The 12,260-nt window shown below is 38.5% G+C and carries 12 protein-coding genes; 10 read left to right on the top strand and 2 right to left on the bottom strand.

What is annotated here, in order from left to right; all coding sequences use genetic code 11:
- Positions 1 to 4: 4 nt before the first annotated feature.
- Positions 5 to 457 carry a 6-pyruvoyl trahydropterin synthase family protein gene (locus NDQ75_RS04335; protein ID WP_202028167.1) on the bottom strand — a complete coding sequence of 151 codons (453 nt, stop codon included), beginning with the start codon at positions 455 to 457 and terminating at the stop codon, positions 5 to 7.
- A 172-nt stretch (positions 458 to 629) separates the two neighbouring features.
- Here NDQ75_RS04335 and NDQ75_RS04330 point away from each other — a divergent pair, with 172 nt between their 5' ends.
- The 10 genes from NDQ75_RS04330 (at position 630) to NDQ75_RS04285 (ending at position 10,729) form a co-directional block, all read left to right on the top strand.
- Positions 630 to 926, top strand: coding sequence for a Bor family protein (locus tag NDQ75_RS04330; RefSeq protein ID WP_242513656.1), 297 nt, complete (start codon positions 630 to 632; stop codon positions 924 to 926).
- 344 nt (positions 927 to 1,270) lie between these two features.
- Positions 1,271 to 2,050 carry a carbohydrate-binding protein gene (locus NDQ75_RS04325; protein WP_242513655.1) on the top strand — a complete coding sequence of 260 codons (780 nt, stop codon included), beginning with the start codon at positions 1,271 to 1,273 and terminating at the stop codon, positions 2,048 to 2,050.
- A gap of 101 nt (positions 2,051 to 2,151) precedes the next feature.
- The gene (gene trhO, locus NDQ75_RS04320) at positions 2,152 to 3,183 is read left to right on the top strand and encodes an oxygen-dependent tRNA uridine(34) hydroxylase TrhO (protein ID WP_202028165.1); all 1,032 of its coding nucleotides are present in this window, start codon (positions 2,152 to 2,154) and stop codon (positions 3,181 to 3,183) included.
- A gap of 345 nt (positions 3,184 to 3,528) precedes the next feature.
- Positions 3,529 to 4,698: a PSP1 domain-containing protein gene (locus tag NDQ75_RS04315; RefSeq protein WP_202028163.1), complete on the top strand. Its 1,170-nt coding sequence runs from the start codon at positions 3,529 to 3,531 to the stop codon at positions 4,696 to 4,698.
- Positions 4,691 to 5,176, top strand: coding sequence for a gliding motility lipoprotein GldH (locus tag NDQ75_RS04310; protein ID WP_202028162.1), 486 nt, complete (start codon positions 4,691 to 4,693; stop codon positions 5,174 to 5,176). Before NDQ75_RS04315 ends, NDQ75_RS04310 begins: the two co-directional genes overlap by 8 nt.
- A 1-nt stretch (position 5,177) precedes the next feature.
- The gene (locus tag NDQ75_RS04305) at positions 5,178 to 7,523 is read left to right on the top strand and encodes a penicillin-binding protein 1A (RefSeq protein WP_202028159.1); all 2,346 of its coding nucleotides are present in this window, start codon (positions 5,178 to 5,180) and stop codon (positions 7,521 to 7,523) included.
- 199 nt (positions 7,524 to 7,722) lie between these two features.
- A complete protein-coding gene (locus tag NDQ75_RS04300) occupies positions 7,723 to 8,268 on the top strand; it encodes a nicotinamidase (protein WP_202028158.1) in 546 nt (181 codons plus the stop codon).
- Between the two features lie 185 nt (positions 8,269 to 8,453).
- The gene (locus NDQ75_RS04295; RefSeq protein ID WP_202028156.1) at positions 8,454 to 9,146 is read left to right on the top strand and encodes a DUF2490 domain-containing protein; all 693 of its coding nucleotides are present in this window, start codon (positions 8,454 to 8,456) and stop codon (positions 9,144 to 9,146) included.
- Between the two features lie 111 nt (positions 9,147 to 9,257).
- Entirely contained in the window at positions 9,258 to 10,499 is a 1,242-nt protein-coding gene (locus NDQ75_RS04290) for a peptidase U32 family protein (RefSeq protein WP_202028154.1), read from the top strand.
- Positions 10,499 to 10,729: a ferredoxin gene (locus NDQ75_RS04285; RefSeq protein ID WP_202028153.1), complete on the top strand. Its 231-nt coding sequence runs from the start codon at positions 10,499 to 10,501 to the stop codon at positions 10,727 to 10,729. Before NDQ75_RS04290 ends, NDQ75_RS04285 begins: the two co-directional genes overlap by 1 nt.
- A 147-nt stretch (positions 10,730 to 10,876) precedes the next feature.
- Here NDQ75_RS04285 and NDQ75_RS04280 read toward each other — a convergent pair whose 3' ends face one another.
- On the bottom strand, positions 10,877 to 12,232 hold the full coding sequence (locus NDQ75_RS04280) for a dihydrolipoyl dehydrogenase family protein (RefSeq protein ID WP_202028151.1): 1,356 nt from the start codon (positions 12,230 to 12,232) through the stop codon (positions 10,877 to 10,879).
- Between the last annotated feature and the right edge of the window lie 28 nt (positions 12,233 to 12,260).

The following is a 12,260-nucleotide window of genomic DNA, read 5'->3' as shown; positions in this document are numbered from 1 at the left end:
TCACCTATGCATTATCAGCTGCATGCCACTCCGCAAACGAAGTTTCTGTTTCTTGTAACTTTAAAGAATGTAGGTCAATATTTTCAGGCAAGCGCTTCTTTATTTTTTCAGCAAAATCTATGACCATATTTTCGCTGGTAGGCTGATAATCCACTAAAATCACATGATGTCCACGTTTGGAGAGCTCTTCAGCAAGTTCAACGTGAGGGGTGTTTTTATTGAAAACAGTTGCATGATCAAAGACATCTACAATGTCCTCCTTTACAATTTTCTTAAGGTCACCAAAGTCAATCACCATCCCAAACTTTACGTTCGATGTATCGGTAATGGGACTTCCAATAACAGTTACCGACAACTTATAGCTGTGTCCGTGTACATTTTTGCACTTCCCGTCGTAACCATATAGGGCATGACCGGTTTCAAAGTTAAACTGTTTGGTAATCCGTATTTTACTCATTATTACTGTCAATTTTTTGCAAATATAAGGGGTTTCTTAATTAAGGTTGGTAAAACTGGAATCAAAATCCTATTTTCTACATTTCTGAAATTTAGCACTTTAAAAAATAATATTTATTAATAGATTTTTTTCTACTATATTCGCCCCTAAATTAATTTTAAATACCAATCAAATGATTAAGAAATCCCTAAGATTACTTACTGCAATTTTCGCAGTTTCTATGTTGTTTACTTCGTGCTATTCTTACACAAGTACTGTTGGACAAGGAGCACAAGGCTACAATCAAAAAACAGCGTGGAATCACTACGTTATTTATGGTTTAGCGCCAGTTGGAGTTTCGGATTCTAAAAAATTAGCAGATGGAGCGGAAGATTACACCGTTCACACCAGACAGACCTTTGTAAACGGGCTGGTTTCGGCGCTTACTTTTGGAATTTACACACCTACAACAACTACAGTTACTAAATAATTTTTAGTAGAATATAGGGTGGGATTTTATCCTACCCTTTTTTAATAAATATTTTAAATGAAGAAGCTTCTTTTTTATTTATTCCTTTTTATCTCAATACTACTACTACTGCACGTTTTAAAAATTGTAATCTTCGATTTCAGTAGATTGACCGACTATGGCTACGGCTATTTATTTGGAAGAATCTTGTTAGTGTTAATTTTCTCACTTGTCACCTTTTTTACATATCGAAAAACAAACTTTTAGTCTATTTTCATTGGGAGCTTTTTAAGAACTCCCATAATCCACAATAATTGTACTATTTTAACGTTCTAAAGACCCAAAATCTTATTAAATGAACCATTATGAAAAAAATGTACACTTCTGTGGTGCGCCTTGCAGGTAGCTCTTTTTTATTACTTTTCTTAGCAATAGCCCTACATTCATGCTCCTCAGATAATGAGGAAATCCTAGAAGAGGAACCCGAAGCATCCATTCCTGAACCCGAGCAACCCCAAGCGGAATGTAATGATGTGTCCAAATATGTATTTCAGGAGAAAGACGGTTTGATAAAAGTAGAGTTTGAAAATGCCATTTTTGGTGACGATTGGGAATTAGGCTCTTCAGAAGAAAACTACTCCGGTGAAGGATATATGGTATGGACAGGAAATGATAATTTGGGAACACCAGGCGTAGGAAAAGCTACTTTTAAAATAAATATCAAAACACCAGGAGTGTATCAACTTTTATGGAACTCTGCGGTTACCATTGGGGATAATGGCACGGAGCATAACGACACTTGGTTGCGTTTTGATGACGCCGATGATTTCTTTGGAAAAAAGGGAGAAAGTTTTGTCTATCCAAAAGACCGAAACAAAAGTCCGAATCCAAAAGGAGCCTCAAAAGATGGTTGGTTTAAAATATACCGAAGCGGAAATGACCTTGGGTTTAAATGGCAAGCCCGCACCTCCGACCATGATGCGCACGATATTTTTATTCAGTTCGACAATCCCGGAATATATACCATGGAAGTTTCGGCAAGATCGAAAGGCCATGCTATCGATGCCTTTGTACTCTTTAAGGAAGGAATGGATAAGAATGAGGCCGTAAATACTGACAGTTTTAGTGAAATTAGCTGTGATTAGCGCTCTTAAAGCGTAGTTACTTTGCAAAGCATTGGGTTTTCTGCTGAAAAGGAGTACTTTTGCAAAATAATAATTCTTTAACCTTAAAATATTGGTATAGCATGCAACTGTACAATAACTTAAGCGCAGAAGAAAGAGCTAAACTTATTGAAGAAGCCGGAAAAGACCGGTTGACAATCTCTTTCTATCAATACGCAAAAATTGGAAACCCCGAAATTTTTAGGAACCACTTGTTCATTCACTGGAATGAGCTGGATGTGCTTGGCCGTATCTATGTAGCTCATGAAGGAATCAACGCGCAACTTTCGGTACCGGCAGATAACTTTCATGCATTTAAAGCGCATCTTGACTCTATTTCATTTTTAGAAAATGTGCGTCTTAATATTGCTGTGGAACAGGATAACTTTTCTTTCTTAAAGCTGAAGGTGAAAGTGCGTAAGAAAATTTTGGCAGACGGTCTCAACGATGCCACTTTTGATGTTACCAACAAAGGCGAACATGTAAACGCCGCCAAATTCAACGAACTTATTGAGGACCCCAATACGGTTTTAGTGGATATGCGAAACCACTATGAAAGTGAAATAGGTCATTTCAAAAACGCGATCACACCAGATGTAGATACTTTTAGGGATTCTTTATCGATTATAGAAGAGGATTTAAAAGAGCACAAGGAAGATAAAAACTTGGTGATGTATTGTACAGGCGGCATCCGTTGTGAAAAAGCGAGCGCTTACTACAAACACAAAGGATTTAAGAATGTTTTCCAACTGGAAGGTGGAATCATCAATTACGTGCGTCAAGTAGAAGAGAATGCGCTGGAGAATAAATTTATTGGAAAGAACTTTGTTTTTGATGAGCGCAGGGCAGAGCGTATTAGTGATGATGTAATTGCACGCTGCCACCAATGCGGAAAACCATGCGACACGCATGTTAACTGTGCCAATGAGGCTTGTCATTTGCTCTTCATTCAGTGCGAAGAATGTGCTGAAAAAATGAACAATTGCTGTTCTACAGATTGTATGGATATTATTGCATTGCCTTACGAAGAACAAAAAGCGCTTAGAAAAGGGAAAGGCGTAAGCAATTTGATTTTCAAAAAAGGAAGATCGGAAGTTTTAAAGTTCAAGGAATAACTTTGTTTATTTTACCATAACAATTTTTGAAAAGGAGCGAAGCAAAAAAACTTATCTGTAGAATAGTGATTGAAAGCTCCGAAAACAGGAGATGAGGTACGAATCGACGCGGAGTTTCAATTACGGTTTTTCGACTTTATGGTCGAAAAAATTCCTTTGATAAGACGCTTTTTTCTTTGTTTCGTTTCTTTTGAGCGAGCAAAAGAAATGAAAAAGAGAGTTAGGTAAAACTAAACTCTAACTAAAACTAATTTGAAAATACTATCTTTACGATAGTAAAAAACATTTATGAACCATAACCGAATAGCTACTTTTTGTAGCTCATTCGGTTCAATATATAAAATTATGGGATGTAGCAGTTGTTCAACCGGTAAGGATGGACAACCACGTGGGTGTAAGAATAACGGTACTTGCGGAACTGATGGTTGTAATAAACTTACCGTTTTTGATTGGCTTTCTAATATGTCGCTACCCAATGGTCACGAACCTTTTGATTGTGTAGAAGTTAGATTCAAAAATAGTAGAAAAGAATTTTTTAGAAATAAAGAAAACCTAACGCTTTCTATTGGCGATGTGGTGGCTACGGAGGCTTCTCCGGGGCACGATGTAGGCGTAGTAACGTTGGTGGGGGAATTGGTAAAAGTCCAAATGAAAAAGAAAAAAGTAGATCATAAGGATGAGAATCTTCCTAAAATCTACCGAAAAGCTTCCCAAAAAGATATTGATATCTGGCAAGCAGCTAGGGATCGCGAACCGGAGGTACAGAAACGTTCCCGTGAGTTGGCAATCCGACTTCAACTGCAAATGAAAATATCAGATGTTGAGTTTCAAGGAGATGGCTCTAAAGCCACTTTTTACTATACTGCAGAAGAAAGGGTAGATTTCCGTCAACTTATTAAAGATATGGCTCGGGCCTTTAGTACGCGTATCGAAATGCGCCAAATTGGTTATCGGCAGGAAGCTGCTCGGTTGGGTGGTATTGGTTCCTGCGGAAGAGAACTCTGTTGTTCTACTTGGCTAACCGATTTTCGTTCGGTAAACACGGCTTCGGCACGTTACCAACAACTATCCTTAAATCCGCAAAAATTAGCTGGACAATGTGGTAAACTCAAGTGTTGTTTAAACTACGAGCTAGATGCTTACTTAGATGCTTTAAAAGATTTTCCAAACCAAGAAACCCGTTTGAAAACCGAAAAAGGTGAAGCTGTTTGTCAAAAAATTGACATTTTCAAGCAAATTATGTGGTATGCCTACGAAGGAGAATGGGCAAATTGGTTTGTACTTACTACCGACCAAGTACACGAAATTATCGAGCGAAACAAGAAAAAGCAACCAGTGGTCAGCTTAGAAGAATATGCACTCGATTTAACCGATGATACTAAAACGGCGTTTGAAAACGTTGTAGGTCAAGATAGTTTAACCCGTTTCGATAAACCTAGAAACAGTAGGGGTAGAAATAGAAAAAAGAAAAAACGCACCAACAACAAAAGAAAAAGAACCAACAAGAATGCATAAGAGCGTTGTTTTATTTTTTATAGCCATTCTTTTGTTGGCTTGTAACAATGGTACAGTTTATGGTGAATACCAATCGGTAAAAGGAAGCTGGGAAATGGACGAAATAATCGATTTTAGTTTTCAAGCCCCCGATTCCCTTAATTCTTATAATATTTTTTTGAATCTTAGAAACGATAATGATTACCCTTTCAGTAATTTATTTCTTATCGTAAATCTGGATTTCCCCGATGGAAAAACGGTTTCTGATACATTGGAATATGAAATGGCGAAACCCAATGGCGAATGGTTAGGGAAAGGATTTTCTTCCGTTAAGGAAAACAAATTGTTGTACAAGGAGAAAGTTGTATTCCCAAATATGGGCGATTACCATATTGCTGTTGAGCACGCGATGCGAAAAAACGGGGAAATTAATGGCGTATCATCTTTAAAGGGGATTACAGACGTAGGTATAAGTATAGAAAAAACAGCTAACGAATAAAATGGCAAAAAAGGCATCAACAAAAAAAACAAATAAAAAGCCACAGGGTTTTAGAAAGTATATCGTTTGGTTTTGGCGACTGTTTGCAGCAGGCGTTCTTTTTGTAGTACTTATTTTTTTATTGGCTTCTTGGGGCGTATTTGGCGCGCTTCCATCCTTCGAAATTTTAGAAAACCCACAAACCAATTTAGCTTCTGAAGTTATTTCTTCTGATGGTAAAACGCTTGGAAAATATTATCTAAACGACAATAGAACTCCCGTAGAATTTGAAGAATTGCCAAAACATTTGGTAAGTGCTTTAATTGCTACGGAAGATGAACGCTATTACGACCATTCTGGTATCGACGCGTGGGGAACACTTCGCGCGGCCGTATTTTTAGGAACCCGTGGTGGTGCTAGTACCATCTCCCAACAGTTAGCAAAACAGCTATTTACAGAACAGGTTTCAGATAATATCGTAGAGCGTATCATTCAAAAAATTAAAGAATGGATTATCGCAGTGCAATTGGAAAGGCAATACACCAAAGAAGAAATTATTGCCATGTATTTCAATATTTATGACTTTGGAAATAACGCTGATGGAATTCGTTCGGCGGCACGTATTTACTTTGGAAAAGAATCTGGAGAATTGAATGTAGAAGAGTCAGCCATGCTGGTAGGGATGTTTAAAAACTCATCCCTTTATAATCCTCGTAGGAATCCGGTTGGAGTTAGCAATAGACGCAATGTGGTACTCAACCAAATGTATAAAAATGATTTCCTAACGGAAGAAGAACGCGATTCGCTTACTGCTATTCCTTTGGAGATTGATTATCACCCCGAGTCACATCGCGAAGGGATTGCAACCTATTTTAGAATGTACTTAAGAGACTGGTTACTTAATTGGACATCCAAGGAAGAAAATTACCGTCCCGATGGTGAGAAGTATAACATCTACTTAGACGGACTTAAAATTTTCACTACCATTGATTCCAGAATGCAAGATTATGCCGAGGAAGCTGTAAAAGAACATATGAAGCGATTGCAGGCAGAGTTTTTCGTACAGAATACCGATAAGAGAAATCCAACGGCTCCATTTCTGGATCTCACCCCTGAAGAAATTGATGCGGTATATAAACGTTCAATCCGTCAATCGGAACGTTGGAGAAAGATGAAGTATGACATGAAAAAATCCGATGAGGAAATTATCGCTTCTTTCAAAAAGAAAATCCCAATGGAAATATTTACATGGGAAGGAGATAAAGACACTATAATGTCTCCTTTGGATTCTATAAAATATTATAAATACTTTTTACACACTGGAATGATGTCTATGGAACCGCAATCAGGACACGTAAAAGCTTGGGTTGGAGGTATAAACTATAGACATTTTCAATACGACCATGTACAACAAGGGCGAAGACAGGCAGGTTCTACTTTTAAGCCTTTTGTGTATGCAACGGCTATTGACCAATTGCATTTATCTCCTTGTGATGAATTCCCCGATATTTACACTTGTATTGAGGCTAATAAATATGGAAATATAGAACCTTGGTGTCCTAAAAACTCCAATGGAGAATATTCCGGAGATATGTACACCTTAAAATACGCTTTGGCGAACTCGGTAAATACGGTTACCGCTCGTTTGATGGACAAAGTTGGCCCTCAGCCCGTGGTGAATTTAATTAAAAGAATGGGAGTAGAAGCACCAATTCTACCAGTGCCATCCATTGCATTGGGAACACCTGATATTTCTGTTTACGAAATGGTTGGAGCGTTCGGGACCTTTGCCAATCAAGGAGTATATGTAAAACCCGTAATGATATCCCGAATTGAAGATAAAAATGGAACCGTGTTATTCGAATCGGTGCCCGAGACACGGGATGTGCTTAGTAAAGAAGTGGCCTATACTACCGTTAAATTGATGGAAGGAGTTACACAATCGGGCTCTGGAGCTAGATTACGTGGAAATTGGGCTGTAAATAATACACTTTACAAAGAGATTATTACTGGATATCCATACGAGTTTACCAACCCCATTGCTGGAAAAACAGGAACTACCCAAAACCAAAGTGATGGTTGGTTTATGGGAATGGTACCGAACTTGGTTACCGGGGTTTGGGTAGGTGGTGATGATCGTTCTATCCACTTTAAAAGCATTACTTACGGACAAGGAGCGAGTATGGCCTTGCCTATTTGGGGCTCGTACATGAAGAAATGTTATGCCGATGAAGAATTGGAAGTTTCTAAGTCAGAATTTGAAGCGCCGGAAGAGTTGAGCATACGTGTGGATTGTGACGCTCCAGCGGAAGAAGAAAAAGATTCTATCAAAATCGATTATAACGAAGGAGTTGAAATTGATTTTTAAGTTTATTAGAACTTTAAAAATCACTTATCTGTAGAATAGTTATTAAAAGCTACGAGAACAGGAGCGTAAGAATGAAGCGACGCGTAGTTTTAATTACGGTTTTTCGACTTCATGGTCGAAAAAATTCATAAGATAAGCCGCCTTTCCTGCCTGCCGGCAGGCAGGTTCTTTATTTTACTCTCTTTAATAAACCTAGAAGATGAAAGCGCTGTTGATAGTGGATGTACAAAACGATTTCTGCACCGGTGGAGCCTTGGCTACCAAAGGAGGGGAAGAAGTAGTGCCTGTTATTAATAAAATAGCTGCGGAATTTGATATCGTAGTGGCTTCTAAAGACTGGCATCCTGAAGAAACGATGCATTTCGAAAAGTGGCCAAATCACTGCATACAGAATACGAAAGGAGCTGAATTTCATAAGGATTTAGACACTAGCAACATCCATCAAATTGCCTACAAAGGAACGGGAACTAAAGATGATGGCTACTCTGCTTTTGAAGCAACCAATATCAATTTGACTAAGTACCTTCAGCAAAACAAAATCACCGAAGTTTATGTAAGCGGACTCGCAACTGATTATTGTGTGCTGAACACAGCTTTGGATTCCGTAAAGCATAATTTCAAAACCTTTGTTATTACCGATGCTATCCGTGCGGTAAACGTAAAGTCTGACGATTCGGAAAAGGCTTTGGAAAAAATGAAATCAGCAGGTTGTAAGTTGATTTCTTCCGAAGTTATTCTTTCGTAATGAATTTTAATAGTTTGTTCAATTAGTTCTTATTTGGGTTTAAATAATATTGCTGTCAGCTTGAGCCTGTCGAAGCCCATCATGGAACTTTATCATACTCTCATTAATATCAGAATAAAAGCAAACCTTTTTTGAAACCGTGCGTAATGCTTTGTATATTTAAAAAACAAATCATTTGCGCCACCATGAAAAAGCTACTTTGTCTTTTTACCATAATCTTTTTTCAACAATTACATGCCCAACTTCCAGATGAAAACCAATTGGGCGCTTGGTATATGTACTTTTATAGCACGAATTTTGGAGAATCCAATTGGGGTGTTCAAGGAGATTTTCAGTATCGGGATTGGCGCGGATTAGGAGATAGGGAACAATTGCTCTTAAGGTCGGGGCTAACTTATACTCCCGAGAATTCTGGTGTTAAGTTTACCCTTGGATATGCTAACATCTCTACAGGTCAATACGGAACGGAAATAGACGACCCCGTTATTGAGAATAGAATTTATCAAGAAGCGCTATTTTCCAATACCCTGGGAAAACGCTTTTTGCTCACCCATCGTTTCCGCTATGAACAGCGCTTTGTGGAATCCATGGATTTTAGAACCCGCTATCGCTACAATCTTTTTATAAATGTGCCCTTTAACAACACTTCACTGGTTAAAAACACCTATTACTTTGCCTTTTACAACGAACTTTTCATCAATGGGGAAAGAGATATTGGTGACGGAAGAACGGTAGAATATTTCGACAGGAACCGAACCTATTTGGGACTTGGATATACGCTTAACAAATCAATTAGGTTTCAATTGGGTTGGATGAAGCAAATCACCAATAACTGGGGAAAAAGTCAACTTCAATTCAGTATGCACCACAGCTTTTAATGGGAAGTATTTAAAAAACAGACAGATACAATATTAAAGGCTCAATTTTTAACGTAGTTTAAGAAATCAAATTTCTTTTTATGTGTATTTTTGCACCGCAATTTTAAGCGGATGAAAAAAGACGGACATATAGAGTTGATGGCGCCTGCGGGGAATTTTGAATCGCTGCAAGCAGCACTTACCAATGGAGCTGATTCGATTTATTTTGGGGTAGAGCAGTTAAATATGCGTGCTCGCGCAAGTATTAATTTCACGATTGATGACTTGCCGGAAATTGCCAAACGTTGTGAAGCTAAAGGGGTACGAACGTATCTTACCCTAAATACTATTATTTACGATCACGATTTATCTATTATAAAAACCCTTTTGGATGCTGCGAAAGCCGCCAACATCACTGCGGTAATTGCCATGGATCAAGCGGTAATAGCTTATGCGCGACAGATACAAATGGAAGTTCATATTTCTACACAAATAAATATTACCAATATTGAAACGGTAAAGTTCTATGCACTTTTCGCGGATACCATGGTGTTGAGTAGGGAGTTGAGTTTACGCCAAGTGAAAAAGATTTGTAATCAAATAGAGAAAGAACAAATTAAGGGGCCTTCGGGGAATTTGGTGGAGATTGAAATTTTTGGTCATGGCGCACTTTGTATGGCTGTTTCAGGTAAATGTTACCTCAGCTTACATTCCCACAATTCGTCAGCTAATCGGGGAGCTTGTAAACAAAATTGCCGTAAAAAATATACCGTTATCGACCAAGAAAGTGGGTTTGAGATTGAAATCGATAACGAATATATGATGTCTCCAAAAGACTTGTGTACGCTTGATTTTTTAGATCAGGTTATTGATGCGGGTGCAAAGGTTTTAAAAATTGAAGGCCGCGGAAGAGCTCCTGAATATGTGGCAACCGTTATTAAAACCTACCGGGAGGCTATCGATGCCTATTACGAAGGAACTTACACTAAAGAAAAAGTGGCAGAATGGATGAAAGCCCTTGAAAAAGTGTACAATCGCGGTTTTTGGAGTGGTTATTACTTGGGTCAGAAATTAGGTGAGTGGAGCGACGGACCAGGCTCTCAGGCCACACAGAAGAAAGTATATGTAGGAAAGGGCATGCATTTCTTTCCGAAGAGCAACATTGCAGAGTTTAAAATTGAAGCATACGATATAAAGCTTGGCGATAAATTACTTATTACCGGTCCTACAACGGGAGTGGAGGAATTCACCTTAGAGGAAATGATGGTGAACGATGAAAAACTGGAGGTTGCCAAGAAAGGAGATTCCTGTACAATTCCAACTAAATTTAGAGTACGCCTTTCTGATAAACTGTATAAAATTGTAGCATCTTAATGGTAGTAGTTACGCTTCAAAGGAATAAATGTATTGGCTGCAACTACTGTGTGGAGCTTGCGCCACAACAATTCCAAATGTCTAAAAAAGACGGGAAATCGGTGTTGTTGGGTGCTACGGATAAAAAAGGATTTTTTACACTGAAATCTTTTGACGACAGTATTTTTGATGGTTGTAAGCAAGCACAACAGGCCTGCCCAGTAAAGATTATCGATACCAAACAAGTCTAACATCGTTTCGTTCTACAGTAGTATCAATTCATAAATGATACTATTTCTTGCTGAAAACATTTGTCTTCCGAAGAAAATAAAAGAAATCCGAAAGTGTTATACCCTCGGATTTCTTAATTCTACTATTGTAACTAATTCTTATAGTGCCTACTTGAGTTTCTTCATCACTGCCCGAGCTCCGGCAAGGATAACTTCATTTACCGCAGGATGAATATGCATCATGTTTCCTAAGTGTTTTATATCATTATCAATATGCATTACGGCAAGCACCTGATGAATAATGGTTGAACTCTCTGGACCGATAAGGTGACACCCTAATATTTTATGCGAGTTTGGGTCCACAATAAACTTAGTACGCGGATACTCCAATCGGGTGGAACGTGCTTTAGCACTGTTGGACCATGGCGTAATAGCCGTAACATACTCTATATTTTGTGCCTTGGCCTCTTCTTCAGTAATTCCAACGCTACCAATTTCAGGGTCTGAAAACACTGCATGCGGAACGTATGGATATTGTAATGGCTCAGAATGGTTATCAAACAATAGTTTGCCCAAATACACCACCTCATGACTGGCAATGTGTTGCAAAGCATACTTGCTAGCTACATCCCCCACAGCATAAATACCTTTAACGCTGGTTTCGCAAAATTCATTTTTTTCAATATAACCCCTATTGGTAACATTAATCTTGGTGTTTTCCAGCTTTAAATCTTCCGTGTTTGGTATACGTCCAGTTGCTTCAATAACTGCTTCCGTTTCATGAGTAATTTCCTCGCCTTTCTCGTTTTTCAAAATAAGCGTAAACCCCTTTTCATTGTGCGTTGCTTTTTTCACTTCCGTATTAAATAGCACTTCCACATTTTTGCTGAATTCCTCTTTAAAAATGGCTTGGATATCTTTATCCTCCTGCTTCAGTAGTTCGGCACCTCTTGCAATAAGTACGGTTTTTACGCCAATGGCATCAAAAAAGTTCGCCAATTCTACCCCTATAAATCCGCCACCCACAATGGTTATGGATTTTGGCAAAGGTTCATGTAAAGGAAACAAGGTATCGCTTGTCCATACCTTTTCGTGAATGGTTTTGCGTGGCCTTGCGCCAGTAGCAATAATAATAGTTTCGGCAGTTAGTTGTTCATTATTTACCGTTACCACTTTGTCTGCTACAAAAGAGGCTTCACCTTTATAGATAGTTACTTCGTCTGGAATTCCGTTTTCAACGATACCTCCAATGGAGTTGACAAACTGATTGTTGGTATCGAAGATTTTTTGGGTATCAATGTTCTCTATTTTTGCTGAAATAAAGTGCCTTTGTGATTCTTTAATGCTTCTAATAACATGGGCATGCCCGATGAGCAGTTTAGAAGGTATGCACCCACGATTGGGACACGTACCCCCAAATGCGGATTTCTCTATAATAGCTACTTTTTTACCTTTAGCGGCGGCACTTCTGGCTAGGTTGGTAGCTCTTCCTGCACCGATAATAATTACGTCAAATTTGGTCATTGCTGTTAATTCTATTGTTTACGTTTCT

The organism is Galbibacter mesophilus (assembly GCF_023721415.1).
GTDB classification, from domain to species: Bacteria; Bacteroidota; Bacteroidia; order Flavobacteriales; family Flavobacteriaceae; genus Galbibacter; species Galbibacter mesophilus.
This window is presented reverse-complemented; position numbering and strand designations above follow the sequence as displayed.

Bases quoted from the DNA above. Each gene is read 5' to 3' on its own strand.
- NDQ75_RS04335 (WP_202028167.1), bottom strand. From the start codon at position 457: ATGAGTAAAATACGGATTACCAAACAGTTTAACTTTGAAACCGGTCAT.
- NDQ75_RS04330 (WP_242513656.1), top strand. From the start codon at position 630: ATGATTAAGAAATCCCTAAGATTACTTACTGCAATTTTCGCAGTTTCT.
- NDQ75_RS04325 (WP_242513655.1), top strand. From the start codon at position 1,271: ATGAAAAAAATGTACACTTCTGTGGTGCGCCTTGCAGGTAGCTCTTTT.
- trhO (WP_202028165.1), top strand. From the start codon at position 2,152: ATGCAACTGTACAATAACTTAAGCGCAGAAGAAAGAGCTAAACTTATT.
- NDQ75_RS04315 (WP_202028163.1), top strand. From the start codon at position 3,529: ATGGGATGTAGCAGTTGTTCAACCGGTAAGGATGGACAACCACGTGGG.
- NDQ75_RS04310 (WP_202028162.1), top strand. From the start codon at position 4,691: ATGCATAAGAGCGTTGTTTTATTTTTTATAGCCATTCTTTTGTTGGCT.
- NDQ75_RS04305 (WP_202028159.1), top strand. From the start codon at position 5,178: ATGGCAAAAAAGGCATCAACAAAAAAAACAAATAAAAAGCCACAGGGT.
- NDQ75_RS04300 (WP_202028158.1), top strand. From the start codon at position 7,723: ATGAAAGCGCTGTTGATAGTGGATGTACAAAACGATTTCTGCACCGGT.
- NDQ75_RS04295 (WP_202028156.1), top strand. From the start codon at position 8,454: ATGAAAAAGCTACTTTGTCTTTTTACCATAATCTTTTTTCAACAATTA.
- NDQ75_RS04290 (WP_202028154.1), top strand. From the start codon at position 9,258: ATGAAAAAAGACGGACATATAGAGTTGATGGCGCCTGCGGGGAATTTT.
- NDQ75_RS04285 (WP_202028153.1), top strand. From the start codon at position 10,499: ATGGTAGTAGTTACGCTTCAAAGGAATAAATGTATTGGCTGCAACTAC.
- NDQ75_RS04280 (WP_202028151.1), bottom strand. From the start codon at position 12,232: ATGACCAAATTTGACGTAATTATTATCGGTGCAGGAAGAGCTACCAAC.